Genomic DNA, 24,150 nt, shown 5'->3' with positions numbered 1-24,150 from the left:
CGTTCTACTTTCCGCGGCGAGCGCGCGTCCGGACCGCCTTCTTGGCGGAGGCCGAACGCGCCGCGGCGGGCCGCGCCGCTGCTGCCCGTCCGCCTCGTTTGCCGCCCTTTTTGTAGGGCTCCTTGTTTTCCGGCTTGCCTTCGCCCGAGCCGCCGAGACGGCCCCCGCCGGAGATCTTGTTCTCGACCGCCCAGGCGCGTCCCGCCGCTTCCTTGGGCGAGAAGCCGCGCTTCTCAAAGCTCTCCTCAATATGCTCCACCTGGCGCTTCTGCTTGGGTGAATATTTGGACTTGTCGCCGCGCGGCATATTCCTCTCCTCGGAGACCGGCCAGCCGGAGCGTGCCAAGCCCGGACCTGGCATATTCAACAAGCGTGGCCGGGCCGGCCGGTGCGGCGCTATCGCCGCATCGGACCTGCCCGGTTTCCCGGTTCTGACCCTTTTAGAGCCAGTAGGGCGGAATGCCGTAATAGTCATGGAGGCTCTTGCCCCATTCGCGATCGGCGAGCGTGGATTCGTTCTCGTAGCGAGGAGCCTTCTTCAGCTTGTCGGCGTCGAGCGCGACGATATAGCCGCTCTTGCCGGTGTCGTAGCTGAGCACCGACCAGGGCAGCGCATAACGGCTCTGGCCGAGGCCGAGGAAGCCACCGAGCGTCGCGACCGCGTAAGCCACCTTGCCCGAGAGCTTGTCGATCATGATCTCGTCCACTTCGCCGAGATGATCGCCCTTGGGATTGTAGATATGGGTGCCGTTGACCTTGTTGGCCCCGATCAGGCTGTAGGTCTCACACTGCTCGAGCGTGCTTTGCGTCTTCGGAAGTGGCGATGCCATTGTCGTCTCCTTGATGATCCGATGTGAGGCGCCCCGGCGATGTTCAGGTAACTGTCTCGGACCGGATCCGTTCCCTAGCCGCGGAACCGCAATTTGAGCGGCGGTCGACTGGGTGCCGGGCCCGGCGGCCGATCGGGCGGCTGGCCAGGCGGCAAATCGGGGTTATCTCCCCCTGGTGACGGCATCGGCGGATCGGTCGGGCCTGGGTCGCCCGGTACCGGATCGCCAGGCATGGGCGGACCTGGCGGCACGGGTGTCGGCGGATCGGGATCGGGCCGGCCGGGAATGATCGCCGCATAGCGCGCTCGAGACAGGAGGCGGCGGCGAACGAAGTCCGGCCGGACCGGCGTCTCGGTCATGAGCTGCATGGTCATCGGAACCTCCATCTGCATGTTCTTCAGGCGCTCGAAACGAACAGGCCCGGCGTTGCGTGGGCAACGCCGGGCCTTCGCTCGGACGCGTTCAGCAAAACCGTGGTGGCCCAGCCGTCTGCGTCTTCGCTTTCGCGAGAGCTTAGTTCTTGTTGCCGCGCTCGTTGTCACGGCCGGCGCCGGGCTTGTCCTGCCCACCCTTCCGGTCAACGGGCACGTCGCGAGCACGATCCGTTCCGGACGCGTAGCGGTCCTGCGGATTGCCCGTCTTGTCGCGCTGGCTCGGGTCATGCTGGCTGGGATCACTCGGCTTCTGACCCTGGCCCTGCCCCGGATTCCGCTGCGGATTCTGCTGCGCCTGCTGCGGATTCTGATTCGGCTGGACCGGCTTGTCCATTGGGTTACCCATGATCTGGTCCCTTCATATTCGGGTTGTCGATATCAGGAACAACGCGAGGGTCCGGACGGGGTTCCGCTGTCGAAGATGAAGTCCGGCCCATGCGGGGCCTGCGCTATTGCGGATGGCGCGTGAAATTTCCGACCACAGGAAAGCCACAAGGCGCTTGCCGCCATTTCTTTCGGCTGCGCTTGGCAGGCACTTCCTTGCGCGCCTCGGAAATGCCGATGGCAAGGGCTTGGGCCCGGCTGTTCACCGTTCCGCCTTTGCCGCCGGGTCCGCTTTTGAGGTGCCGACGATGGTGACCTTATCGGAGAAGGAACGGTTAACGCTCCGCCATTATGCTGGCTGAAATGGCATCCGTTTGCAGCCGTCTCCGGGGCAACCGGCGGCTGCATAGCGGCATACTCGACCGCCGCGACGAAAGAAAGCCCTCGACAAACCAGCGACCCTCGATCCAGGCCTGACATGACCAAAGCCGATCTCAAGATCCCTTCGCCCGAAGAACTCAAAGCGATCGTGGGGACCCATCTCCTCTGGACCAAGACGCCGGCCAAAGGCAAGCGCGGCGAGCTCTCCTATTGCGCGCTCCCCGGCATCGATCTCTCGGGCCTCGATCTTCATGGCATGGTCTTCACCGGCGCCGATCTGGGCGGCGCCCGGTTCGACGGTTGCAACCTCGCGGAATGCGATTTCTTCGGCGCCAACCTGTCGGGCGCGCATCTGCGCGGCGCGAAGCTGACGCGCGCGGTCCTGCGCGGAGCGCGCCTCGCCGGCACCGATCTCGAAGGGGCGGATCTGCACGAGGCCGATCTGCGCGAAGGCGTGCTCTATCGCCACCGGGGCCCTCGTCGGCCGGGCGAGATCGAGAGCGACGGTGCCGCCGAAGGGGAGATGACCAATTTCTTCCGGGCCGATCTCAGTAACGCCAAGCTGTCGGGCTCGGTCTTCAAGGGTGCCAAGTTGGCCGGCGCCATCATGGCCAATGCGACCATGGTCGATGCCGATTTCTCCGGCTGCGACATGACGGGCGTCGATCTGCGCGGCGCCAACCTGTCGCGCACCAACTTCACCAGCGCACGGCTCACCGGCGCCAAGATGGTCGGCGTCTCGATCGACAAGACGGTCTTCACCGGCGCCGACCTCACCGGCCTGATGCCGGAAGACTTGAACCAGGTCAAAGCCTGGGCGCGCGACGCGAAGTTCGATCCGCCGCCGGTGAACAACCGCGACAATTTCACCGCCGTAATCGCGGCCCATGAGAAATGGCTGCAATCGGACGGGCGCGAGGGAAAGCAGGCCGTCTTCGAACGGGCCGATCTGTCGGGCATCGATCTCTCGGGCAAGCTCCTGCGGCTCGTCGTGTTCCGTCGCTGCAGCCTCAGCGGCGCTGATTTCGGCGAGGCCCGGATTTTCGCGGTCGATTTCAGCGGTTCCGACCTCCGCGAGGCGTGTTTTCGCGGCGCCAAGGTCAGCGGCGGACGTTTCGACGGCGCGAATCTCACTGGCGCCGACCTGTCGGGCTGCCGCATCGCGCCCCTGCCCCTCGCCGGCGGCGGCGGGCAGATCGCCACCAGCTTTCGTGGCGCCCTGATCTCGCGCAGCGTCTTCGCCGGCGCCGACGTGTTCGCCGGCGATTTCAGCGAGACCGCCCTGGCCGGGACCGGTTTCCCCTTCAGGGGATAGACCAGCCAAGACAGAGAGCTCGACCTGCGGAACCCAATCCGGCGTTCCGCGCTCTTTCCGCATGAACTCGAACGACAATCGGAGCGCTTCTCCGGAACGGCGATGGCTGGCCGCCATGGAGGCGCTGGGCCCGCAGGTCGTGGCCGCCAAGCTCCAGGGGACCGGCACCAATTACGGCCGCGGCGCCGATGTCAGGGGCATCGTCGACAGCGATCCGCATCCCTCGCGCAGCTTTGTGGAGAACTGGCTTGCCGAAAAGAGTCGCGCGGCCGAAGCGCTCGAGCGTGCGCGATTCCGCTGGGTTGTATGGCTGGCCGTCGCCGCGGCGATCTTCAGCGCGATCGCGGCCTGGCCGATTCTGCGCTCATGGCTGGAATGAAATTTCCGCAAGAGTAGCCGCCGAGAACGCCGGCTGCTCGCAGCGCGAGCAAATTTGTGGCCGATGACAGAAATCCCGCGCGGTGCATTGAAAGGTAACAGAGCCGATTCAAAATTACGCCTGCACGGCTTCCCTATCATCGCCGAGAGACGAAGATGTCAAAGATCGAAGAGCTCGAGCAACGCATCGCGGACGCGGAATCCACATTGCAGACCATGTTCTGCACGATCACCGCGGATCTGATCATGTTCCAGGCGGCGGTGACCGCGCTGCGCGAGGAAGGTGTCCTGACCGCGCGGATGATCGATCGAATGGCGATCGATGCGCAGGTCCGCTTGCAGCAGTATGACAGCCCGGCGCTGGGCACTTTGGCCGTCAGCGAGATCGCCGCGCAATTGGACGGGCTGGCGGAACGTTTGCGCGCGAGCGTGCCGCCGACGCCGGCACCGGTTCCGAAGCCGGCTCAACCCACTCGGTCCGGCAATGGAGCCGCCAACGGACGGGCGGCGCGCATCACGACGCGATGACGAGATCGCAACTCATCGATCCGGCGGGCGATGGTGCCTGTCGGTGCGATTGACGTTGCGGGATTCGAGCTCGGGGGAAGATGGTCGGAGCGACAGGATTTGAACCTGCGACCCCCAGACCCCCAGTCTGGTGCGCTACCAGGCTGCGCCACGCTCCGGCCTTAGGGCGGTCCTTATAGCGGCCCGCCCCGGTCCAGGCAACCGCCGCTTCCCCGCAGGCTCAAGCCCCACGGGAACGCGGCCAAAACAGCAAAACGATCGAATCAGCCCAGCAGACGCGCCAACCGGTTGCGGAGCTCGGTCAGCTCCTCGATCGCGTTCTCGATGAGCTCGCGGCGATGGCTGGCCGGGTCCGCCGTTTCGGCGGCGGTTTCGACCGGGTGGCCCGCGGCCGCCGTCTCCGGCACCGGTTCGTGACCCAGATCCAGCTCGGCGGTGGGCAACTCCGCCGCGTCGCCGGTTTCGGGCACCGCCATCTCCTGGGCGCGGATGCGGAACACACCCTCGCGCATCAGCCGCTGCACGCCCTTGATCGTGTAGCCTTCTTCATAAAGCAGCTTGCGGATGGCCCGCAGCAGCTCGACATCCTCGGGCCGGTAATAGCGGCGGCCGCCGCCGCGTTTCAGCGGGCGGACCTGTGAGAACTTGGTTTCCCAAAACCGCAACACATGCTGCGGCACATCAAGTTCGGTCGCCACTTCGCTGATCGTGCGAAAGGCACTCGCCGATTTCTCATGACGGCGACCCGCCGCGTCCCGGCTCTCCGCCGGCACGGCGTTCTCCGCTTCATTGCGGCGCTGCGGTTGGGGCAGCGGCATCAGTCGACCTCTTTCGGCGCCGTTTCAGGACTGCCGCCATTGACGCGATGCTTCAAGACATGCGAGGCGCGGAAAACCAGCACCTTGCGCGGCTTGATCGGAACTTCCTCGCCGGTCTTCGGGTTCCGCCCGATCCGCTGTCCCTTCTGGCGAACCATGAAGGTGCCAAATGACGAAATTTTCACAGTCTCGCCTTTGGCCAGCGTGTCAGCGATCTCCTTCAGCACCGTCTCCACCAGATCAGCCGACTCGTTGCGCGACAGGCCGACCTCTTGATAGACGGCCTCGCTGAGTTGGGCTCGGGTGACCGTGTTGCTCATGGCATTCCCCCGTTCTTCATCCAAAACGCTAGCGCGCGGCGGGAAATCAGTCAATTACAGCAGGATCGGCCCTGCTCTTGAACCTGCGTGGGCGATGACGAATCCAACCCACGAGCGAATCGCGTTAACCATGATGCATGGGCTTGTTCGGACGGTCTAATCCTCATCCGCGGCAACTCTGTGTCATCACCGGGGCAGCCCGGTGACGACTCGGGGGAAGGTTCCCGTTTCAGCAAGTAAGTGGATAAAAGGCGGGAAAACTCTCTACCGCCCGAGGGGACACCCCCTTCCGGAGGGGGCCGAGGCGCCCGAGGGCCCCTTCCCGCCCTACCAGCGGATCAGCGCCGAGCCCCAGGTGAAGCCGCCGCCCATGGCTTCGATCAGCACGAGCTGGCCCGGCGTGATGCGCCCGTCGGCATGGGCTTCGGCCAGGGCCAGGGGGATCGAGGCTGCCGAGGTGTTGGCGTGGCGATCGATCGTGACCACGACCTTCTCGGGCGCCAGTTTCAGGCGCTGCCCCATGCTGTCGATGATGCGCCGGTTGGCCTGGTGCGGGACCAGCCAGTCGATCTCGGATTCCGAGACGCCGTTGCTCGCGATCGCCTCGTCGACGGCCTGGGCCAGCTTGGTGACGGCGTGGCGAAACACCTCGCGGCCTTCCATGCGGACCACGCCGGCCGTGCCGGTGCTGGATGGCCCGCCATCGACATAGAGCATGTCGTGATAGCGGCCATCGGAAAAGAGATGCGTCGAGAGGATGCCGCGATCGGTCTTGTCGCCCTTGCCCGGGGCGGCCTTGAGGACGACAGCCCCTGCCCCGTCGCCGAACAGCACCGAGGTGCCGCGATCGTTCCAATCGAGGAGGCGGGTGAAAGTCTCGGCGCCGATCACGAGTGCCGTCTTCGCCTGGCCGACGCGCAGGAAATTGTCGGCCACGGCCAGCGCATAGACGAAGCCCGAGCAGACCGCCTGCACATCGAAGGCCATGCCGCGCGTCATGCCGAGCGCGGCCTGGACCCGGGTTGCGGTCGCCGGAAAGGTTTCGTCGGGCGTGGTGGTCGCCAGCACGATCATATCGAGCTCGTCGGCCTTCACGCCGGCATCGGCGAGTGCCGCTTCGGAGGCCTTGAGCGCCAGATCCGAGGTCAATTCACCTTCGGCCGCGACATGGCGCTGGCCGATGCCGGTGCGCTGGCGGATCCACTCGTCGGAGGTCTCGATCTTCTGCGCGAGATCCGCGTTGGTCACGACATTCTTGGGAAGATAGGCGCCGCAACCGGCAACCACGGACCGGATCACGCTCACAGCTCGGCCGCCTGCGGGCGCGAGACCGCCGCGGTGTTGCCGAAATCCTCGGTGATGCGGGCCAAGGCCCGATGCGCGATCATGTCGGCCGCGACGCCGATGGCGTTGGAGAAACCCAGCGCATCGGTGCCGCCATGGCTTTTGACGGCGATGCCGTTCAGGCCCATGAAGATCGCGCCGTTATAGCGGCGCGGGTCGGTGCGCAGGCGCAGCGCATTGAGGGCGGGCCGGGCCAGCAGATAACCCAGCTTCGACAGGAAGGAGCTCTTGAAGGTCGCGCGCATGAACTCGGCATAGAGCTTGGCCGTGCCTTCGATCGATTTGAGCGCGATATTGCCGGTGAAGCCATCGGTCACAACCACATCGACCGTGCCCTTGGCGATGTCGTCGCCTTCGACGAAACCGTGGAAGCTGCCGGGGAGCTTGAACTCGCGCAGCATGGCGCTCGCTTCGCGCAGGGCCTCGTGGCCCTTCATGTCCTCGGAACCGACATTGAGCAGCCCCATGGTCGGGCTGACGACGCCCAGCACGGTACGGGCGAAGACATTGCCCATCACCGCGAACTGCACGAGATTGTCGGCGTCGCATTGCACATTGGCGCCAAGGTCGAGCATCACGCTCTCGCCCTTGAGCGTCGGGAAGAAGGAAGCGATCGCCGGCCGGGTGATTCCCGGCAGCGTCTTCAGCACCACCTTCGCCATGGCCATGAGCGCGCCGGTATTGCCGGCCGAGACGACGCCGGCGGCGTCGCCACTCTGCACCGCGTCGATCGCCAGCCGCATGCTCGAGCTGCGGCCGGCGCGCAAGGCGGTCGAGGGCTTGTCCTCACCCTTCACCACCTGGTCGGTGTGATGGATGGTCGAGACCTTGGCCAGCGCGCGATACTTGTCGACGAGCGGCTTCAACCGCTTCTCGTCACCGAAGAACAGGAAATGCACCTCGGGGAAGCGTTGGCGCGCGATGTTCGCACCCTTCACCACCATCTCGGGAGCACGATCGCCACCCATGGCATCGAGAGCGATGGCAAATTGCCCGGTCACGCGGTCTCCTCTCGGGAGATCAGCCGGCGAGATCAGGCGGCCTTGGACTCGGAAACGCTTCGGCCGTCGTAATGCCCGCACGCGCCACACACATGGTGCGGCCGCTTGAGCTCGCCACAGTTGGGGCACTCGGCATGCGCATTCGGCGTCAGGGCGTGATGCGAGCGGCGCATATTGCGGCGCGATTTCGAGGTCTTTTTCTTAGGAACAGCCATTGTCTTACGTTCTCCGCAGGGGCCCACCGGCCGGCGCGCCCGTTTTCTATCCAAAAACCATTGTTCCGGCAAGCCAAAGCCCACGCGGACTGCCCGATGATACGGGCCTTCGTCGGGCCATTCAGCCCTTCTTTCCCTTCTGCAGCGCCGACAGCGCGGCAAAGGGTCGCTTGGGCTCCGACATGGCAGGTTTTTCATCCTGCCAGGTCACATCGGCACCCGGTGCCCGCGGATAGGGATCGATCCGCTCCGCCAGCTGCTGCACCACCGCCTCGCCGAGGTCGATCAGCCCATCCTCGATCGGCTCCGGCGGATCGACCGAATCGATCGCGATGACCGCTTCAGTCTCGGGGCCGGGCCCGGCCTCCACGAACTCCACGGCGAACTCGCCCTCGATCTGGGCAGCCACCGGCTCCAGGCTGGCCACGCAAAGCTGGGTCAGCTTGGCTTCGAGCCGTCCCTCGACGGCGATCCTACCGCGCGACAGACGCTTCACCCGTAAATCGGCCTGCAGCAGGTCGAGACTCGCCAGCCCCAACCGCTCCGCCAAGGCTGCCCGTTCGTCCGGCTTGGCCTCGATGCGGCGCTCGATTTCTTCCCGACCGATGCGCTCGACGCGAATCGTCCTGGAAAACTCGGATTCTAACTGGGATTCGGCCATTGCCTCGCTCCTTGGGCGCCGGCCGCAAAAAGCGCGCCACCATAAGGAAAGCCCCCGCCCCGGTCAATGGCCGCTTGGCCGCCTCGAACAGAGCTCAGGATGATGTTAAAAATTATAATGAAAACAATATACTAAATTGAATTCAGACAAAAGCTGGGAAGCTGACGCGACCCGCCAGCAGACTGGCTCCAGGCTGCGCCCCGACTTCCGCCGCCGCCCGGCGCAGATATTGGGCCATCGCGGCCAGGGGCAACCCCTGCCGGTCCGGCAAGGTGCCATAGAGGTTGCGGGCCAGGGCCTCCTCCAGGGTTGCAGGCGCGGGATCCGCCAGGGCGGCCTCATAGGCCGCCGCGCGCCCATAGAAGGCCTTGGCCATCGCCTTCACCCGCTTGCCCACGCTCAGATCGCCCACCCCGATCTCGCGCAGCGATTCATCCATATCGACGAACATGCGGTCGAACAGCGCCTGGGCCAGCCGGGCCCCCGGCTGGCCCTCGGTCTGGAGCCGCCGCAGCAGGAGAAAGGCATGGAGCGCGACCAATTCGAAGCGGCCGTCCAGGCTGTCCGGCACTCTGCCCTCCCGGTAGAAGGCGGGCTCACGCGCCTGAGCCACCAGCGCGGCATAGAGCCGTTCCGCCGCTTCCTTCTGCGGCTCGGATCGAAACAGCTGCGCAAACCAACTCATTGGACACCATGCTGAAAACGACGCCGTGAGGCGTCAGGCCGGTTGACAGGATTCAGGGCCAGTGGAAAGGTGCGGCGCGTCGGGCGGGACTCCGCCGAGGGGATCAAGAGGTCGAAGGAATGGGTAACAGCCGCCGTCTTGCGCTGAGCGTCGCGAGTGTGATCGTGGCGACTCTGGCCGCGGGCTGCTCGCCCACGATCGACACGCGTGGCAATCTGCCCGATCCCGACAATGTGCTGAAGATCCAGCCCGGGATCGACACCAAGAACGAGGTGGCCCAGCTCCTGGGCTCGCCCTCGACCACCGGGACCTTCAACAACGACAAGTGGTACTACATCAGCACCCGCACGCGGAGCATCGCGTTCCTCGAGCCCGATATCGAGGATCAGCAGGTGCTGGTCGTCAGTTTCGACAAGACCGGCGTGGTCAACGACATGAAGATCATCGGCCTCGAGGATGCCAAGCAGATCACGCCGAACCCGCGCGTCACCCCCACCGTGGGCCGCGAGCTCACCGTCCTGCAGCAGCTCCTGGGCAACCTCGGCCGCTTCAACAAGGACGCGGATCAGACCGGCCCCTGACGGCGATACTCCTGCCGCGACGCGGGCCCGGTCCCGCTGGCGCCACGGCAAACGCCCAAAGCAAAGCCCCGGCGGGAGATCCCGCCGGGGCTTTTCAGTTCTGCGTGAAGCAGCCGTCACGAGCCTCGCACCGTCAGGCGGCGGCGAGCATCGCGAGCAGCAGCAGCGCCACGATGTTGATGATCTTGATCATCGGGTTGACGGCCGGGCCGGCGGTGTCCTTGTAGGGATCGCCGACCGTGTCGCCGGTCACCGCGGCCTTGTGGGCGTTCGAGCCCTTGCCGCCATGATGGCCGTCCTCGATGTACTTCTTGGCATTGTCCCAGGCGCCGCCGCCCGAGGTCATCTGGATGGCCACGAAGAGGCCGGTCACGATCGTGCCCAGCAACATCGCACCCAGCGCCGTGAAGGCCTCGGCCTGCCCCGCGATCGCGTCGATCACGAAGTAGAGCACGACCGGCGCCAGCACCGGCAGCAGCGACGGGATGATCATCTCCTTGATCGCGGCCTTGGTCAGCATGTCCACCGCGCGGCTGTAATCGGGCTTCGCCTTGCCCTCCATGATGCCGGCGATTTCCTTGAACTGACGGCGAACCTCGACCACGACGGCCCCCGCGGCCCGGCCCACGGCCATCATGCCGAGCGCGCCGAACAGGAAGGGCAGCATGCCGCCGATGAAGAGACCGACCACCACGAACGGATCCTGAAGCCGGAATTCGACCGTCAGGTTCGGGAAGTAGTAATGCAGGTCTTCGGTATAGGCCGCGAACAGCACCAGGGCTGCCAAGGCGGCCGAACCGATCGCATAGCCCTTGGTCACCGCCTTGGTGGTGTTACCGACGGCATCGAGCGCGTCGGTGGTCTTGCGCACGTCCTTCGGCAGATCCGCCATCTCGGCGATGCCGCCGGCATTGTCGGTCACCGGGCCATAGGCATCGAGCGCCACGACCATGCCGGCGAGCGCCAGCATCGTGGTCGCCGCGATCGAGATCCCGAACAGACCGGCGAAGAAGAAGGCGATGATGATGCCGGCGCAGATCACGATCACCGGCAGGGCGCAGGCTTCCATCGAGACCGCGAGGCCCTGGATGATGTTGGTCGCATGGCCCGTTTCCGAGGCCTTGGCGACGCTACGCACCGGACGATAGGCCGTGGAGGTGTAGTACTCGGTGATCCAGACCAGGAGACCGGTCACGCCGAGGCCCACCAGCGAGCAGTAGAAGATGTCCGCGCCGCTGACGGTTCGGTCGGCAATCTGCAGGGCCGCATCCCAGCCGAACAGTTGATGGATGACGATGAAGATCAGGACCGCCGAGATGATGGCGGCGACGATCAGGCCCTTATAGAGCGCGCCCATGATGTTGTTGGACGAGCCCAGGCGCACGAAGAAGGTGCCGATGACCGAGCCGATGATGCAGACGCCGCCCACGAGCAGCGGATACATCATGAGCTGGCTCTGCTGGGTCGGATCGACCACGAAGATCGCCGCGAGCAGCATGGTCGCGACCACCGTGACCGCGTAGGTCTCGAACAGGTCGGCCGCCATGCCGGCGCAATCGCCGACATTGTCGCCGACATTGTCGGCGATCACGGCCGGATTGCGGGGATCATCCTCGGGAATGCCGGCTTCGATCTTGCCGACCAGGTCGGCGCCGACGTCCGCGCCCTTGGTGAAGATGCCGCCGCCGAGACGCGCGAAGATCGAGATGAGCGAAGCGCCGAAGCTCAGGGCCACCAGGGCCTCGAGGATGTGGCGCGTCTCCAGGCCCATGCTGCGGAGCACGAAGTAGTAGATCGAGACGCCGAGCAGGCCGAGCCCGACCACGAGCATGCCCGTGATGGCGCCCGACTTGAAGGCGATGGCCAGGGCCGGCTTCAGCCCCTGGCGCGCCGCTTCGGCCGTGCGCACATTGGCGCGGACCGAGACGTTCATGCCGACATAGCCGGCCGCACCCGACAGCACCGCGCCGATGACGAAGCCGATGGCCGGCCACTTCCCCAGCGTCACCGCCAGGATCACGACGATGACCACGCCGACGATGCCGATGGTGGTGTATTGGCGATTGAGGTAGGCCCGGGCCCCCTCCTGCACCGCGGCCGCGATCTCGCGCATGCGATCATTGCCGGTCGGAGCCGCCATCACCGAGCGTGTGGCGTAGATGCCGTAAAGCAGCGCCAGCACGCCGCAAGCGATGACGATCCAGTCAGTGGTTGCCATAGTTAGTCCTTCCATCCCTCGGGAATTTGCCCGGCGAAACCGGCGGGGGCGCGCGAATCGGCTGCCCATCGCCCGGCCCGGGCGGCTGAAAAATGCGGGCCGGACCTTAGGGGATTCAGCAGGCCAAGGCAACACGGGAAGCCGCGGTTTGCGGCCAAATTTCGCAGGGGCCCCCGCGACCTAGCGCAATATCCCGCCTCAGACGAGGCTGCTGCCGACCGCGGCCATGGCCCGCCGGCGCGACTTGAGCCACAGCACGGCAAGAGCGGCGGCAAGGATGGCCGGCAGGGGGCTGAGATTAACCACTTCCCAGCCGAACACCGCCTGCAACGCGCCGGAGGAGAGCGAGGCGACCGAGACCCCGAAGCCGATGAGGAAGTCGTTGAGCGCCTGAACCTTGGCCCGCTCGGCCGGCCGATAGGTCTCGGTCAGGAGCGCCGAAGCGCCGATATAGAGAAAGTTCCAGCCCAGCCCCAGCAGCAGCATCGCGCCCCAGAAATGCGCCACCTCGGTGCCCGAGAGGCCGGTGGCGACGCAGGCCAGGAGGGCCGCGGCGCCCGCCAGCATCACATTCAGGACGCCGAAGCGCTGGATCAGATGGCCGGTGAAGAAGGAAGGCGCGAACATGCCGACCACATGCCACTGGATCACGAAGGCATTGTCGTCGAAGGAATGGTTGTGCGCCATCATGGCCAGCGGGGACGCGGTCATGACGAAGGACATGGTGGCATAGCCGATCATGCCGCCGATGACCGCCACCACGAAGGTGGCGTTGCGCGCGATCTCGCCCAGCGGCCGGCCCGTGTCGCGCCGCTCCTCCAGGGTCAGACGCGGGATCCGCAGCAGTTGCAACAGCAGCAGGGCCGCCAGCCCCAGCCCCATGACCACGACGAAGGAGCCCGCGAACTCGGTGCCCTCGATCGCGAGCCGCGACCAGCGCGCGGAGAGCGGTCCGAGGAAGGCCGCGATCAGGCCGCCCACCATCACCATCGAGATGGCCCGGGCCTTGAAACTCTCGTCGGCGGCGTCGGCCGCGGCGAAACGATAGAACTGCGCCGTGGCGGCACCGATGCCGATGAAGGCGTTGCCGATGCAGAAGATCACGAAGCTCGCCTGCAGCACGCCCACCAGCATGATGGTTCCGCCCAGCAGGGCCGCGAAAGCCCCAAGCGAAAACCCGATCCGCCGCCCCACCCGCTTCATCAGCAACGACACCGGGAAGGTCGTGAGCATGGCCGCGGTGAACTGCAACCCGAGCGGCAGGGTCGAGAGCGCAGGGTCGGACGACAATTTGTGCCCGGTCACAGCCGAGACCGTGATCATCAGGCTCAGCCCCGTAACGTTCAGGGCCTGGCACAGCGCGAGGATAAAGACGTTGCGACGGGTTGCGGCGGAGAGCATGGCCGCGTCAAGATGGAGGCCCCTCGCCCGCCGGGCAAGGGGAGCAAACGAGGGAAGCTCCTTCTTCGTCGCACAGGAAACACCGATGCTGCCTGCCTTGATCTTCAATGTTTCCCCCTCGAGAGTCTGGCGCGCCGCGGCCGGGACCCTGAGCCGGCTCATGACGGGAGCGCCTCTCTTCTGGGGCATCCTGATCATGCTGCTGACGACGGGCCTCTGGGCCCTCGCCTTCATCGTTCCGGTCGTGCTGGACGGATCGAGTGCGGCCGAGATCACCGTCGGCCGGTTCCTCGTCTATGGCGTCCTGTCGCTCGCCTCGCTGGGCACGACCCGCACCGGCCAGCTTTCCTGGCGCCTGTTCGGCGTCGCCTTCCTGCTGGCACTCGCGGGCAACGTGGCCTTCTATTTCATCCTCACCCTCGGCATCCAGCTCTCCGGCGCGACATTCGCGATCCTGGTCATCGGCATGGTGCCCGTGACCATCTCCCTCTTCGGGAGAATGGGCACGGACGAAAGCAGGCTGAGGGACATCGCGCCGCCGCTGGGTTTTTTCATTCTCGGGGTCGTGACCTTCAACCTCGGCAAGACCGATTTCCTTCGCGACCTGTCGGATTTCTCCGCGCTGGGAACGCTATGCCTGCTGGCCTGCCTCGTCATGTGGACCTGGTATGCGATTGCGAACGCGCGGTTCCTGCGCCTGCACCGGAACATCGAGGCGCGCGAATGGAACTCGCTGATCGGGGCCGCGTCGCTGGTGGCCGTGCTGCTGGCGGCACCGATCTTCTATGCGCTGGGCGAGCTGCGAAACCCGCTGGCGATCCCGCGGCAGGAGATGGCGTCGATCGTCTGGTGGAGCATCATCCTCGGCGGCGGCTCGACCTGGCTCGCCTATCTGCTGTTCAACCTGGCGGCGAGACTGCTGAAGGTGTCCCTGCTGGGCCAGCTCATCATCTTCGAGGCGATCTTCGGCGTGCTCTACGTGTTCCTCGTCAGCGGCAAGATCCCCAACATGGTGGAGCTCGCCGGCATGGCGGTGGCGTTGCTGGGGATCTGGTGGTCGGTCCGGCAGCTGCAGCGCGAAAAGCGAGCCTAGCTGGCGAAGCGTGTCTCGACCGCGGTGAAGGTGACGTTGGTGATGGAGCCAGGCGCGCCCATGACCTTGTCGGCCGCGATCAGGAGCCGGCCCTTCACCATGTCCAGATTGAAATTCTGTTCCTGCATGATGCGGCGGCCGAGCAGGTCGTAGAGGACGACGAACAGGCGATCGGCCAGCACCGGCAGGCGTTCCTCGGCCTGCGGACGGACCGTCTCGTCCTTGAGCTCCATCGTCATCTCGACGGTGATCAGCCCGTGCGGGGCGCCGTCGCGGATGACGGGCACGGTCAGGGCCGGAAGCTTCAAATAGACGATGGGCGCGGCCACGGGGGCTGCCGCGGCTTGCGGATCCGCCGGCGGCTGGCGTAGCAGAAACCACCAGGCCGCGGCACCGCCGCCGCCCAGCAAAAGCAGCACGAGCAGAATGAGGACGATCTTCTTCATCGCGGGGGACAGGATCGCCCCGCGGCGTTGAAAATTGGGTTAAGGCTTGCCTAAGTTCGAGCCAAATCCAGGCGATCCTGCCGCCTAGAAATGCTGCCATCCCCGGCGTTTGAGGGCGATTTCCCGGCCTTTTTCGTCCAGCAGCCGGACAGCGCCCGGCTGTCCGCTGGAGGGCATCATCCGGCCGATCGGCGTCACCCGCAGCCCCAGCCGCTCGGCCAGCGCCGCGATCGCGGCCTGCGCCGCCGCCGACGCGGTGAAGAGCAGCTCGTAATCCTCGCCGCCGGCCACGATGTCCTCGATCAAGGCCGGGTCCTCATCCAGCGCATGGGCGCCGGCGGGCGACAAGGGCAGCCGCGTCCTCTCGACCTCCGCCGCCAGATCGGACTGCTCCCCGATATGACCGAGATCGGCGATCAGGCCGTCGGAGACATCGAGCGCTGCCTTCGCCAGGCCGGACTCCATCAGCGCACGCCCGAGCCGCAGTCGCGGTTGCGGCAGGCGATAGCGATCGATCAGGAAGGCGCCCTCCTCGCTCGACAGCGCCAACAGTCCGCCGCGCAGCCGCTTCAGCCCCAGCGCCGAATCTCCCAGCGTGCCGCTGACAAAGACGAGGTCGTCGGCTTTGGCTGCATTGCGCCGCATCGCTCGCCCCGCCGGCACCTCGCCCAGGGCCGTGACGGTGAGAGTCAGCGGCCCGGGCGTGCCCACCGTGTCGCCGCCCAGGAGCCCGACGCCGAACTCCGCCTGATCGGCCGCCAGCCCGGCGCAGAAGGCAACGATCCAGGCCTCATCGACCGTATGGTCGAAGGCGCAGCTCATCAGATAGCCGATCGGCGCCGCGCCCTTGGCGGCAAGATCGGAGAGATTTTCGCGCAGCATCTTGCGCGCGATCTGGTCGGGTGGATCGTCGGGTAGGAAATGAACCGAGGCCACCAGGGCATCGGTGGTGACGACCAGCTCCTGGCCCGGACGCGGCGTCAGGATCGCGGCATCGTCACCCAGGCCAAGGGCCGCCGGGGTCGCCGCCGCCAAGGGCGCGAAGTAGCGCCGGATGAGCTCGAACTCACCCGGCCGTTTCGCGTTGCCCACGCGTGTCGCCTCCGAAATCGTCGGGCCGCAGCGAGCGCGCGATCCGGTCGAGGATACCGTTGACGAGGCCGGTCTCGCGATCGCCGAGGAAGGCCGCCGAGATCGCCACATATTCGCTGATGGCGACGCGAACCGGCAAATCCGGCCGCGCCGAGATCTCGTAAGCGCCGGCGCGCAACACCGCCAGCAGCAGCAGCTCCAGCCGCTCGACCGACCATTCCGGATCGAGCACCGCGGCGATCATGTCGTCGAGCTCGTCGCTGGTGGCGGCGGCCCCGCGCACGAGATCGGCGAAGAGCTGCGGATCGCTGTCGGGCACCCCGCCCTCCTCGATCGCCTTGCCCAGCCGATGGCGCATGAATTCAGTGATGACGATGGCCGAATCGGCCGAGGTCAGGGCGATCTGGTAGAGCGCCTGCACCGCCGCCAGCCGCGCACCGCGCCGCGGGTCGATCGCGGACGGATCCGTTACGGGTTTCCTGCCGCTCATTGGTCGGCTTCGATGACGCGATCGACGCCGTATTTGCGCTTGAGCGCGATCATCGCCAGGCAGGCATTGACCGCATCCTTGCCCTTGTTCTTCTCGCTCACCCGCGCGCGGGCCAGCGCCTGCGCCTCGTTCTCGACCGTCAGGATGCCGTAGCCGATGGCGAGGCCGTGGCGGATCGCCAGCTCCTGGATCCCGCGGGCGCTTTCCCCGCAGACATAGTCGTAATGGGTGGTCTCGCCGCGGATGACGCAGCCCAGCGCGACATAGCCGTCGAAGGGCTGCTTCACGCCATGCGTCGCCTCGGAGACGATGCGGATGGCCCCCGGCACCTCGAAGGCGCCCGGCACCTCGATGCGCTCATAGCTGCAGCCGGCCGCCTCCAGCGCCTGGACGGCGCCCTTCAGCAGCTCGTCGGAGATATGGGCATAGAACCGGGATTCGACGATCAGCACATGCGCTGCGCCGGAACCTCTGCCAGAAGACGGACGCACCATGATCGTTCTTCCTCAGCGGGCCGGCGGGATCGGCCATTGGTCGACGACCGTCAGGCCGTAGCCCTCGAGCCCGACGATGGTCCGCTTGGTATTCGAAATCAGGATCATCTCGCGCACGCCGAGATCGATCAGGATCTGCGCACCGACGCCATAGTCGCGGAGCTGGCCGGTGCTCTCGCTCTTCTGGTTGTGATGCGCCAGCACGCGCTCGCTGAGGCTGGTGGGCTGGGGCTCGCGGATCATGACGACGACGCCGCGGCCGTGATCGGCGATCATCTGCATCGCGGCCTGGAGCTGCCCGCCCCGCCCGCCGGTGCAGTCGCCCAGCACGTCGTCCAGCACATTCAGCGCATGCATGCGCACCGGCACCGGGCCCGGCGCCGACAGATCGCCCTTCACCAGCGCGATATGCTCGGCATAGGCCACGCGGTTCACATAGACGATCATCTGGAAATTGCCGCCATAGCGGCTTTCGAACTCGGTTTCGATCGAGCGCTCGACGATCCGGTCGTGGCGGCGGCGATAGGCGATCAGGTCGGCGATGGTGCCGATCTTGAGCCCATGGCGCTGCGCGAAGGCGATCAGGTCGTCGCGGCGCGCCATGGTGCCGTCGTCATTCATGATCTCGCAGATCACGCCCGACGGGTTGAGGCCGGCCAGCCGCGCCAGATCGACCGCGGCCTCGGTATGGCCGGCGCGCACCAGCACGCCGCCGTCGCGCGCCTGGAGCGGGAAGATATGGCCCGGCGTCACGATATCGACGCGGCCCTTGCTGGGATCGATCGCGGTGGCGATGGTGCGAGCCCGATCGGGCGCCGAGATGCCGGTGGTGACGCCCTCGCGCGCCTCGATCGAGACGGTGAAGGCCGTCTGGTGGCGGGTGCCGTTATGCTGCGCCATCAAGGGCAGGCTGAGATGCTCGACGCGTTCGCCGGTCATGGCGAGGCAGATCAGGCCGCGGCCGAACTTGGCCATGAAGTTGATCGCGTCGGGGGTCGCCATCTGCGCCGGAATGACGAGGTCGCCCTCGTTCTCGCGGCCCTCGTCGTCCACCAGCACGAACATGCGTCCGTTGCGGGCTTCCTCGATGATGCTCTCGGTCGGCGAGACGAGGTCGGAGAAGGTCGCCCGCCAGGGCTCGAGCTTGGGCTGGCTCATGCCGGTTCCTTTTCGGTGAGGCGTGCAAGGTAGCGCGCCATCATGTCGATTTCCAGATTGACCCGATCACCCGCATGGGCGCTGCCCAGATTGGTCGCTTCCAGGGTGATGGGGATAAGATTAACGCCGAAATCGACGCCCGCGACCTCATTGACGGTCAGGGAGACCCCGTCCATCGCGATCGAGCCCTTGGGCGCAATGAAGCGCGCCAGGGTCTTGGGCGCCGAGACGGTCAGCCGGACGCTGCCGCCATCCTGGCGCATGGATTTGATGGTGCCGACCCCGTCGACATGGCCGCTGACGAGATGGCCGCCCAGCTCGTCGCCGAGGCGCAAGGCGCGCTCGAGATTGACCTTGGTGCCGACCTGCCAGCCGCCCAGCGTGGTGACGTCGAGCGTCTCGTTCGAGGCCTCGAAGGCAAGCCAGCCGCTCCCCTTCTCCACCACCGACAAACACACGCCATTACAGGCGACGGACGCGCCCAGATCGATCGCGGCGGTGTCGTAGCGCGTCTCGATGACGAGCCTCGTCACGGCGCCGGGCGCGCGTTCGCGAACCTTGCCGAGATCGGTGATGATGCCGGTAAACATGCCTGACCGCTTGCGGGGTTGTTGCTGGCGCTAAGTTAGGAGCGGCGTTTATAGCTTTCCAGAAGGTCCTCGCCCAGCGTTTCCGCCGCTATGCGCTGGAAGCGGGGCATCTCGGCGAGCCTTGCAAGACTGAGCGGGGACGCCGCCGGAATGCCGTCGCCGCCGATGATGCCCGGGCTGCGGAACCAGGCGAGCCGGTCCACCAGGTCATGCGCCAGAAAGGCGGCGCTGAGCCGGCTTCCGCCCTCGACCAGGATTCGGGTGAGCCCGCGGCGGCCCAGCTCGGCCATGAGGGCGGCGAGGTCGAGCCGCCCGTTGCGGTCCAGGCCGGCTTCGATGAACCCGACCCCGGCGGCGCGATGAGCGGCACCCCGCGAGGCTGCGACATCGGGTCCCACCACAATCCAGCTCGGGTGCGAGGCGGCCGAGGCGACCAGTTTCGCCGTCACAGGCAGCGACAGATCGCGGTCCAGCACGATACGGACTGGATGCCGGTCCTCGAGGCCGGGCAGCCGGCAGGTCAGTTCGGGATCGTCGGCAAGGGCCGTGCCGCTGCCGACCAGGATCGCATCATGCTGCGCGCGCATCAGATGGACGCGCGCGCGCGACGCCTCGCCGGTGATCCAGCGGCTTTCGCCGCTCGCGAGCGCGATGCGCCCGTCGAGCGTGCTGGCGATCTTGAGCGTGACGAGCGGCCGGCCGGATCTGATCCGCGAGAAGAACCCCTCGTTGAGATCCGCGGCCTCGCCGGCCAGCGCTCCCACCGTGACGGCGATGCCGGCCTTGCGCAGCATCGCCAGCCCGCTTCCCTGCACGCGAGGATCGGGATCCTCCATGGCGGCCACGCAGCGCACGATGCCGGCGGCGATCAGCGCCTCGGCGCAGGGCGGTGTCTTGCCGTGATGCGAGCAGGGCTCGAGGCTGACATAGGCGGTGGCCCCCTTCGCGGCAGCGCCCGCGCGGCGCAGCGCCTCGGTCTCCGCATGGGGCCGTCCGCCCTTTTGCGTCCAGCCGCGCGCAATGACGCGATGATCGGGCGAGACCAGCACGCAACCCACGGCCGGATTGGGCCACACCCGCCCCAGCCCGCGCGCCGCCAGAGTCAGCGCGGCACGCATATGCGCGAGGTCGGTGTCGGAGGGTTTGGGTGTGGCGCTCACTGTCTATCCACCCACACTGTCACTCCCGCGAAAGGGGGGGCCATGCCTGCCGGAGGCGCCACGGCTGCACCATGGGTCCCTGCTTTCGCGGGGATGACATGGGAGGTTCAATCCCCGTCGCCGCCGAGCCTGCCGACGAATTCTTCGAAGTCCTTCGCCTCGCGGAAATTGCGATAGACCGACGCGTAGCGCACGAAGGCGACCTGGTCGAGGCTCTTGAGCGCCTCCATCACCATCTCGCCCACGACCTTGGACGGGATCTCGCTCTCGCCCGAGCTTTCCAGCCGGCGGACGATGCCGTTGACCACGCGATCCAGGCGATCGCCGTCCACGGGGCGTTTGCGCAGCGCGATCTGCATCGAGCGCATGATCTTGTCGCGGTCGAAGGGCTCGCGCTGGCCGTTGCTCTTGACCACGGTGAGCTCGCGCAGCTGCACGCGCTCGAAGGTGGTGAAGCGCGCGCCGCAGTTCGGGCATTGCCGTCGCCGACGGATCGCCGAGCCGTCCTCGGTCGGACGCGAATCTTTGACTTGAGTATCCTCGTTGCCGCAGAACGGGCAGCGCATCGCGAGTTTCCCCCTTTATCGCTTGGCGCCCGCTCGGCTAGCGCCGACCGGTGTAAACCGGGAAGCGCCGGCAGAGCTCCTGAACCTGGGCGCGAACCTCGCGCTCGGTCTTGCTGTTGTCGTCCGGATGAGCCGCCATCCCGTCGAGCACCTGCCCGATCAAACGGCCCACCTCCTTGAATTCCGCGACGCCGAAGCCGCGGGTGGTTGCCGCCGGCGAACCCAGACGAACGCCGGAGGTGATGGTCGGCTTCTCCGTGTCGTACGGGATGCCGTTCTTGTTGCAGGTGATGCCGGCATGCTCGAGACTCGCCTCGGCCGCCTTGCCGGTGAGCTTCTTCGGCCGCAGATCGACCAGCATCAGATGATTGTCGGTGCCGCCGGTGGTGATGGCGACGCCGCTGCCGACCAGGATCTCGGCCAGCGCCTTGGCGTTCTCCACCACCTGCTTCGCATAGACCTTGAATTCCGGCCGCAGCGCCTCGCCGAACGCGACCGCCTTGGCGGCGATCACATGCATCAGCGGGCCGCCCTGCAGGCCCGGGAACACGGCGGTGTTGATCTTTTTGCCGATATCCTCGTCCTGGGCCAGGATCATGCCGCCGCGCGGGCCGCGCAGCGTCTTATGCGTGGTGGTGGTGACGACGTGGGCATGGGGCAGCGGGCTCGGATGCACGCCGCCCGCGACCAGCCCGGCGAAATGCGCCATGTCGACCATGAAGTAGGCGCCGACGGAATCCGCGATCTTGCGGAAGCGCTCGAAATCCCAGAAGCGCGGATAGGCGGAGCCGCCGGCCAGGATCAGCTTGGGCTTATGCGCCGCCGCCAGCTTCTCGACCTCGTCCATGTCGACGCGCAACGTGTCGGGGCGAACATTGTAGGGGACGACCTTGAACCACTTGCCGGACTGATTGACCGGCGAGCCATGGGTGAGGTGGCCGCCGGCCGCGAGATTGAGGCCCATGAAGGTGTCGCCCGGCTGCAGCAGCGCCATGAACACGGCCTGGTTCGCCTGCGCGCCCGAATGGGGCTGCACATTGGCGAAGTTGCAGGCGAAGAGCTTCTTGGCGCGGTCGATCGCCAGCATTTCGGCGACGTCGACATATTCGCAGCCGCCGTAATAGCGCTTCGAGGGATAGCCCTCGGCATATTTGTTGGTGAGCACCGAGCCCTGCGCCTCGAGCACCGCCGAAGAAACGATGTTCTCGGAAGCGATCAGCTCGATCTGGTCCTGCTGGCGATGCAGCTCATCGCTGACAGCGCGCGCCAGTTCCGGGTCGCGCTCGGCCAGCGACATGGTGAAGAAACCGGGGATCTGCGCGGAGGCGGCGGGAGACATAGCGTCGATATCCTTCTCTCTAAGCAAAAGGCTTCACTCGAATGTTTGCGGGGGCGCGCGTCAGGACAATTTGCCGATGCGCCGGCTATGTCGTTCGCCGCCCTCGAACGCCGTGGCGAGAAACGCCGCCAGACAGTCCTTCGCGACCTCGGGCCCGAGCAGACGGGCGCCCAGGGCCAGCACATTGGCGTTGTTATGGAGACGGGCGAGCTTGGCGCTGGTGCCGTCATGGCAGACCGCCGCGCGGATATGGCGATGGCGATTGGCGGCGATCGAGATGCCGATCCCGGTGCCGCAGACGAGAACGCCGCGAAGCGCGCGGCCGTCCTTGAGGGCGACCGCCAGCTTGTCGGCGAAATCGGGATAATCCACGGATTCCGGGCCGGCCGTGCCGAGATCGAGCGGTTTGTATCCGCCCGCGGCGAGTTCCGCCTTGAGCAGTTCCTTCAGCTCGAATCCCGCATGGTCGGCAGCGATGGCGATGGTCTCTTGCGGCATCGGCGCGAGGTGCTCTCAGGGGTTGGCAAGACCGGTAGCCTTACCACATCTGGCGGCCGGCAACCAAGGCGCCGCAAACCCTCGCGGGAGCCACAATAGGGCGCTGGCAGCGCCAAAGGGGCCGCCCCCACGACATTGACGCCGTTAAGGAATTTGACCGCCCCGCCCGGGGCCCGGGAAAGCCCCAAAGCAGAAGGGCCCGGCGTCGCCGCCGGGCCCTTCCTTAATCGGTCTGTCTAGCCGGAGATTACTTCATCTCGGCGTAGTTGCCGTCCTTGAAGACGTACCAGACATAGGTGGCCGCCGTCAGGTCGCCCTTCTTGTCGAAGGCGAGCTTGCCGATCACCGTATCGTAGGGGGCGCTGCGGATGGCCGCCGCGACCTTCTCGGCATCGGTGCCGCCGGCCTTCTTCACCGCCGCCGCCCACACCTGGATCGCGGCGTAGGTCGAGAGGGTGTAGCCTTCGGGCTCGAAGCCGTCCTTGCGGAAGGATTCCACCACCGCCTTGGCGCTCGGCAGGTTCCGGGCCTCGGCAGCGTTGGTGAACATCACGCCGTCGGCAGCCTTGCCGGCGAGCGTCGCGAACTCGAGCGTGTTGAGCGAGTCACCCGAGAGCAGCGGGGCCTTGAGGCCCTGCTCGCGCGACTGCTTCACGATCAACGCGGCTTCGGGGTGGTAACCGCCGAAATAGATCACGTCGACCTTCGCGTCCTTGAGCTTGCTGACGAGCGCCGTGTAGTCCTGCTCGCCCGCGGTGATGCTCTCGCTGAGAACTTCCTTCATGCCGGCCTTGTTCAGGGCAGCGCGCGTCAGATCCGCGAGACCCTTGCCGTAGGCCGACTTGTCGTCGACGATCGCGATGTTCTTGCCCTTGAAGTGCTCGGCGATCCAGGCGCCCGCGAACGAGCCCTGCTGGTCGTCGCGGCCGCAGGTGCGGAACAGCGTGTCCCAACCGGAGGCGGAAGCGTCGTCCGTGAACTTCGGATTGGTCGAGGCCGGCGTGATCTGCAGGATGCCTTCCTCGTGATAGACGGCCGAGGCCGGGATCGAGGAGCCGGAGCAGAAATGGCCGGCCACGAAGACCACGCCCTTCGACACGAGGTCGTTGGCGACCGCAACCGCCTGCTTGGGATCGCAGGCATCGTCGCCCACTTCGAGCTTCAGCTGCTTGCCCATGACGCCGCCCGCGGCGTTGATGTCGGCGACCGCCTTCTCGGCGCCGCGCTTCATCTGCGCGCCGAATTCCGCCAGGTCGCCGCTGATCGGGCCGGCCACGGCGATGGTGATATCGTCCGCGCGCGCGGGCGTCACCGACAGCGACGCCGCGACGGCCGCAGCCGCCAGCAGCGGTAGTGCAAATTTACGCATCAATCATCTCCCTGTTGCAGTTGAGCTCCGGCGTGGACCGCCGGCAGCCCTCGTAAAGCCTTCGTTATCTCCGCATACCTTGCAGGTTGGTTACATTCTAGCACCCGCCATAAGGGCGGCAATTCGATTTCGGCATTCCTTTCGGGGGAACCCAAGCCTCTGGCCGGTCAGGAGATTTCCTTCCAGCCAAAGAGGCCCGACCGGGCGTAGAGCCACGGATACTGGCTCACCATCTTGCGCGCCTGGGTCAGGCGATGGGCCGCCAAGGCGATCAAAACCAGCACGATGGCGTGGCTGACATAGCCGATCGTTCCGTCCCCATAGACTGCAAACTGACCGTCGGGAAAACCGAAGGGCACAATCCGGGCGGCGAAGAGAAAGTTGTCGGCCAGGCGCTCTGCCACCGTGAGCAGCATGCCAT

General features: G+C 66.3%; 29 protein-coding genes, 1 tRNA gene and 1 pseudogene. 5 read left to right on the top strand and 26 right to left on the bottom strand.

Annotation, left to right across the window (positions count from 1 at the left end; translation table 11 throughout):
• Positions 1-4: 4 nt before the first annotated feature.
• The 4 genes and pseudogenes from ACREE8_RS23200 to ACREE8_RS23185 all read right to left on the bottom strand — a co-directional run.
• On the bottom strand, positions 5-307 hold the full coding sequence (locus ACREE8_RS23200; RefSeq protein ID WP_431575392.1) for a hypothetical protein: 303 nt from the start codon (positions 305-307) through the stop codon (positions 5-7).
• 133 nt (positions 308-440) lie between these two features.
• The gene (locus ACREE8_RS23195) at positions 441-830 is read right to left on the bottom strand and encodes a PRC-barrel domain-containing protein (protein ID WP_431575391.1); all 390 of its coding nucleotides are present in this window, start codon (positions 828-830) and stop codon (positions 441-443) included.
• A gap of 513 nt (positions 831-1,343) precedes the next feature.
• Positions 1,344-1,610 carry a hypothetical protein gene (locus tag ACREE8_RS23190; RefSeq protein WP_431575390.1) on the bottom strand — a complete coding sequence of 89 codons (267 nt, stop codon included), beginning with the start codon at positions 1,608-1,610 and terminating at the stop codon, positions 1,344-1,346.
• Between the two features lie 103 nt (positions 1,611-1,713).
• Positions 1,714-1,878: pseudogene (locus ACREE8_RS23185) on the bottom strand (DUF6496 domain-containing protein); the annotation flags it as partial.
• A 188-nt stretch (positions 1,879-2,066) separates the two neighbouring features.
• Here ACREE8_RS23185 and ACREE8_RS23180 point away from each other — a divergent pair.
• The 3 genes from ACREE8_RS23180 to ACREE8_RS23170 all read left to right on the top strand — a co-directional run bounded on the left by ACREE8_RS23180 (position 2,067) and on the right by ACREE8_RS23170 (position 4,190).
• A complete protein-coding gene (locus ACREE8_RS23180) occupies positions 2,067-3,284 on the top strand; it encodes a pentapeptide repeat-containing protein (protein ID WP_431575389.1) in 1,218 nt (405 codons plus the stop codon).
• A 115-nt stretch (positions 3,285-3,399) separates the two neighbouring features.
• On the top strand, positions 3,400-3,663 hold the full coding sequence (locus ACREE8_RS23175) for a hypothetical protein (RefSeq protein ID WP_431575388.1): 264 nt from the start codon (positions 3,400-3,402) through the stop codon (positions 3,661-3,663).
• Positions 3,664-3,818: 155 nt separating this feature from the next.
• A complete protein-coding gene (locus ACREE8_RS23170) occupies positions 3,819-4,190 on the top strand; it encodes a hypothetical protein (protein WP_431575387.1) in 372 nt (123 codons plus the stop codon).
• A gap of 81 nt (positions 4,191-4,271) precedes the next feature.
• Here the strand turns inward: ACREE8_RS23170 and ACREE8_RS23165 are convergent.
• From ACREE8_RS23165 to ACREE8_RS23130, 8 genes are all read right to left on the bottom strand, one after another.
• Positions 4,272-4,348, bottom strand: a tRNA-Pro gene (locus ACREE8_RS23165).
• A 105-nt stretch (positions 4,349-4,453) separates the two neighbouring features.
• Complete coding sequence (locus ACREE8_RS23160) at positions 4,454-5,008, bottom strand: MerR family transcriptional regulator (RefSeq protein ID WP_431575386.1); 555 nt, start codon at positions 5,006-5,008, stop codon at positions 4,454-4,456.
• Positions 5,008-5,328, bottom strand: coding sequence for an integration host factor subunit alpha (locus tag ACREE8_RS23155; protein WP_151177095.1), 321 nt, complete (start codon positions 5,326-5,328; stop codon positions 5,008-5,010). The genes ACREE8_RS23160 and ACREE8_RS23155 overlap by 1 nt, the downstream gene beginning before the upstream one ends.
• Positions 5,329-5,655: 327 nt before the next feature.
• A complete protein-coding gene (locus tag ACREE8_RS23150) occupies positions 5,656-6,627 on the bottom strand; it encodes a beta-ketoacyl-ACP synthase III (RefSeq protein WP_431575385.1) in 972 nt (323 codons plus the stop codon).
• Between the two features lie 2 nt (positions 6,628-6,629).
• A complete protein-coding gene (gene plsX, locus ACREE8_RS23145; protein ID WP_431575384.1) occupies positions 6,630-7,673 on the bottom strand; it encodes a phosphate acyltransferase PlsX in 1,044 nt (347 codons plus the stop codon).
• Positions 7,674-7,705: 32 nt separating this feature from the next.
• Complete coding sequence (gene rpmF, locus ACREE8_RS23140) at positions 7,706-7,888, bottom strand: 50S ribosomal protein L32 (protein WP_151177092.1); 183 nt, start codon at positions 7,886-7,888, stop codon at positions 7,706-7,708.
• Positions 7,889-8,009: 121 nt separating this feature from the next.
• Positions 8,010-8,549 (bottom strand): DUF177 domain-containing protein, encoded by a 540-nt coding sequence (locus ACREE8_RS23135; RefSeq protein WP_431575383.1) that lies wholly within the window; start codon positions 8,547-8,549, stop codon positions 8,010-8,012.
• A gap of 142 nt (positions 8,550-8,691) precedes the next feature.
• Positions 8,692-9,234, bottom strand: coding sequence for a ubiquinol-cytochrome C chaperone family protein (locus ACREE8_RS23130; RefSeq protein WP_431575382.1), 543 nt, complete (start codon positions 9,232-9,234; stop codon positions 8,692-8,694).
• Positions 9,235-9,353: 119 nt separating this feature from the next.
• Between ACREE8_RS23130 and ACREE8_RS23125 the strand changes: the two genes are divergently transcribed.
• Complete coding sequence (locus ACREE8_RS23125) at positions 9,354-9,815, top strand: outer membrane protein assembly factor BamE (protein WP_431575381.1); 462 nt, start codon at positions 9,354-9,356, stop codon at positions 9,813-9,815.
• A 133-nt stretch (positions 9,816-9,948) separates the two neighbouring features.
• Here ACREE8_RS23125 and ACREE8_RS23120 read toward each other — a convergent pair whose 3' ends face one another.
• Positions 9,949-12,033 (bottom strand): sodium-translocating pyrophosphatase, encoded by a 2,085-nt coding sequence (locus ACREE8_RS23120; protein WP_431575380.1) that lies wholly within the window; start codon positions 12,031-12,033, stop codon positions 9,949-9,951.
• 198 nt (positions 12,034-12,231) lie between these two features.
• Complete coding sequence (locus ACREE8_RS23115; protein ID WP_431575379.1) at positions 12,232-13,434, bottom strand: MFS transporter; 1,203 nt, start codon at positions 13,432-13,434, stop codon at positions 12,232-12,234.
• 85 nt (positions 13,435-13,519) lie between these two features.
• Between ACREE8_RS23115 and ACREE8_RS23110 the strand changes: the two genes are divergently transcribed.
• Positions 13,520-14,527, top strand: coding sequence for a DMT family transporter (locus ACREE8_RS23110; protein ID WP_431575378.1), 1,008 nt, complete (start codon positions 13,520-13,522; stop codon positions 14,525-14,527).
• Here ACREE8_RS23110 and ACREE8_RS23105 read toward each other — a convergent pair.
• The 12 genes from ACREE8_RS23105 to ACREE8_RS23050 form a co-directional block, all read right to left on the bottom strand.
• The gene (locus ACREE8_RS23105; RefSeq protein WP_431575377.1) at positions 14,524-14,973 is read right to left on the bottom strand and encodes a hypothetical protein; all 450 of its coding nucleotides are present in this window, start codon (positions 14,971-14,973) and stop codon (positions 14,524-14,526) included. The two genes, ACREE8_RS23110 and ACREE8_RS23105, sit on opposite strands and share 4 nt — an antisense overlap.
• Positions 14,974-15,057: 84 nt before the next feature.
• Positions 15,058-16,065 carry a thiamine-phosphate kinase gene (gene thiL / locus ACREE8_RS23100; protein WP_431575376.1) on the bottom strand — a complete coding sequence of 336 codons (1,008 nt, stop codon included), beginning with the start codon at positions 16,063-16,065 and terminating at the stop codon, positions 15,058-15,060.
• The gene (gene nusB, locus ACREE8_RS23095) at positions 16,040-16,555 is read right to left on the bottom strand and encodes a transcription antitermination factor NusB (protein WP_431575375.1); all 516 of its coding nucleotides are present in this window, start codon (positions 16,553-16,555) and stop codon (positions 16,040-16,042) included. Before nusB ends, thiL begins: the two co-directional genes overlap by 26 nt.
• Entirely contained in the window at positions 16,552-17,049 is a 498-nt protein-coding gene (gene ribH / locus ACREE8_RS23090; RefSeq protein ID WP_431575374.1) for a 6,7-dimethyl-8-ribityllumazine synthase, read from the bottom strand. Before ribH ends, nusB begins: the two co-directional genes overlap by 4 nt.
• A 12-nt stretch (positions 17,050-17,061) precedes the next feature.
• Positions 17,062-18,207, bottom strand: a complete 1,146-nt coding sequence (ribB, locus tag ACREE8_RS23085; RefSeq protein ID WP_431575373.1) for a 3,4-dihydroxy-2-butanone-4-phosphate synthase — start codon at positions 18,205-18,207, stop codon at positions 17,062-17,064.
• Positions 18,204-18,797: a riboflavin synthase gene (locus tag ACREE8_RS23080; RefSeq protein ID WP_431575372.1), complete on the bottom strand. Its 594-nt coding sequence runs from the start codon at positions 18,795-18,797 to the stop codon at positions 18,204-18,206. Before ACREE8_RS23080 ends, ribB begins: the two co-directional genes overlap by 4 nt.
• Before the next feature lie 35 nt (positions 18,798-18,832).
• Complete coding sequence (gene ribD / locus ACREE8_RS23075; RefSeq protein ID WP_431575371.1) at positions 18,833-19,957, bottom strand: bifunctional diaminohydroxyphosphoribosylaminopyrimidine deaminase/5-amino-6-(5-phosphoribosylamino)uracil reductase RibD; 1,125 nt, start codon at positions 19,955-19,957, stop codon at positions 18,833-18,835.
• Between the two features lie 107 nt (positions 19,958-20,064).
• A complete protein-coding gene (gene nrdR, locus ACREE8_RS23070) occupies positions 20,065-20,523 on the bottom strand; it encodes a transcriptional regulator NrdR (RefSeq protein WP_431575370.1) in 459 nt (152 codons plus the stop codon).
• 37 nt (positions 20,524-20,560) lie between these two features.
• A complete protein-coding gene (gene glyA / locus ACREE8_RS23065; RefSeq protein WP_431575369.1) occupies positions 20,561-21,862 on the bottom strand; it encodes a serine hydroxymethyltransferase in 1,302 nt (433 codons plus the stop codon).
• 60 nt (positions 21,863-21,922) lie between these two features.
• Positions 21,923-22,360, bottom strand: coding sequence for a ribose 5-phosphate isomerase B (gene rpiB / locus ACREE8_RS23060; protein ID WP_431575368.1), 438 nt, complete (start codon positions 22,358-22,360; stop codon positions 21,923-21,925).
• A gap of 247 nt (positions 22,361-22,607) precedes the next feature.
• Positions 22,608-23,729: a branched-chain amino acid ABC transporter substrate-binding protein gene (locus ACREE8_RS23055; RefSeq protein ID WP_431575367.1), complete on the bottom strand. Its 1,122-nt coding sequence runs from the start codon at positions 23,727-23,729 to the stop codon at positions 22,608-22,610.
• Between the two features lie 167 nt (positions 23,730-23,896).
• Positions 23,897-24,150 (bottom strand): DUF6867 family protein (locus tag ACREE8_RS23050; protein ID WP_431575366.1); only part of this gene is annotated, 254 nt, incomplete at its 5' end.

The sequence above is a fragment of the Hypericibacter sp. genome (genome assembly GCF_050729195.1).
GTDB lineage: Bacteria > Pseudomonadota > Alphaproteobacteria > Dongiales > Dongiaceae > Hypericibacter.
The sequence above is the reverse complement of the archived record's forward strand: the minus strand, read 5'-3'. Positions and strand labels throughout refer to the sequence as shown.

Coding starts and splice junctions, on each gene's coding strand:
- ACREE8_RS23200 (WP_431575392.1), bottom strand. CDS start 307: ATGCCGCGCGGCGACAAGTCCAAATATTCACCCAAGCAGAAGCGCCAG.
- ACREE8_RS23195 (WP_431575391.1), bottom strand. CDS start 830: ATGGCATCGCCACTTCCGAAGACGCAAAGCACGCTCGAGCAGTGTGAG.
- ACREE8_RS23190 (WP_431575390.1), bottom strand. CDS start 1,610: ATGGGTAACCCAATGGACAAGCCGGTCCAGCCGAATCAGAATCCGCAG.
- ACREE8_RS23180 (WP_431575389.1), top strand. CDS start 2,067: ATGACCAAAGCCGATCTCAAGATCCCTTCGCCCGAAGAACTCAAAGCG.
- ACREE8_RS23175 (WP_431575388.1), top strand. CDS start 3,400: ATGGAGGCGCTGGGCCCGCAGGTCGTGGCCGCCAAGCTCCAGGGGACC.
- ACREE8_RS23170 (WP_431575387.1), top strand. CDS start 3,819: ATGTCAAAGATCGAAGAGCTCGAGCAACGCATCGCGGACGCGGAATCC.
- ACREE8_RS23160 (WP_431575386.1), bottom strand. CDS start 5,008: ATGCCGCTGCCCCAACCGCAGCGCCGCAATGAAGCGGAGAACGCCGTG.
- ACREE8_RS23155 (WP_151177095.1), bottom strand. CDS start 5,328: ATGAGCAACACGGTCACCCGAGCCCAACTCAGCGAGGCCGTCTATCAA.
- rpmF (WP_151177092.1), bottom strand. CDS start 7,888: ATGGCTGTTCCTAAGAAAAAGACCTCGAAATCGCGCCGCAATATGCGC.
- ACREE8_RS23135 (WP_431575383.1), bottom strand. CDS start 8,549: ATGGCCGAATCCCAGTTAGAATCCGAGTTTTCCAGGACGATTCGCGTC.
- ACREE8_RS23130 (WP_431575382.1), bottom strand. CDS start 9,234: ATGAGTTGGTTTGCGCAGCTGTTTCGATCCGAGCCGCAGAAGGAAGCG.
- ACREE8_RS23125 (WP_431575381.1), top strand. CDS start 9,354: ATGGGTAACAGCCGCCGTCTTGCGCTGAGCGTCGCGAGTGTGATCGTG.
- ACREE8_RS23120 (WP_431575380.1), bottom strand. CDS start 12,033: ATGGCAACCACTGACTGGATCGTCATCGCTTGCGGCGTGCTGGCGCTG.
- ACREE8_RS23115 (WP_431575379.1), bottom strand. CDS start 13,434: ATGCTCTCCGCCGCAACCCGTCGCAACGTCTTTATCCTCGCGCTGTGC.
- ACREE8_RS23110 (WP_431575378.1), top strand. CDS start 13,520: ATGCTGCCTGCCTTGATCTTCAATGTTTCCCCCTCGAGAGTCTGGCGC.
- ACREE8_RS23105 (WP_431575377.1), bottom strand. CDS start 14,973: ATGAAGAAGATCGTCCTCATTCTGCTCGTGCTGCTTTTGCTGGGCGGC.
- nusB (WP_431575375.1), bottom strand. CDS start 16,555: ATGAGCGGCAGGAAACCCGTAACGGATCCGTCCGCGATCGACCCGCGG.
- ribH (WP_431575374.1), bottom strand. CDS start 17,049: ATGGTGCGTCCGTCTTCTGGCAGAGGTTCCGGCGCAGCGCATGTGCTG.
- ribB (WP_431575373.1), bottom strand. CDS start 18,207: ATGAGCCAGCCCAAGCTCGAGCCCTGGCGGGCGACCTTCTCCGACCTC.
- ACREE8_RS23080 (WP_431575372.1), bottom strand. CDS start 18,797: ATGTTTACCGGCATCATCACCGATCTCGGCAAGGTTCGCGAACGCGCG.
- nrdR (WP_431575370.1), bottom strand. CDS start 20,523: ATGCGCTGCCCGTTCTGCGGCAACGAGGATACTCAAGTCAAAGATTCG.
- glyA (WP_431575369.1), bottom strand. CDS start 21,862: ATGTCTCCCGCCGCCTCCGCGCAGATCCCCGGTTTCTTCACCATGTCG.
- rpiB (WP_431575368.1), bottom strand. CDS start 22,360: ATGCCGCAAGAGACCATCGCCATCGCTGCCGACCATGCGGGATTCGAG.
- ACREE8_RS23055 (WP_431575367.1), bottom strand. CDS start 23,729: ATGCGTAAATTTGCACTACCGCTGCTGGCGGCTGCGGCCGTCGCGGCG.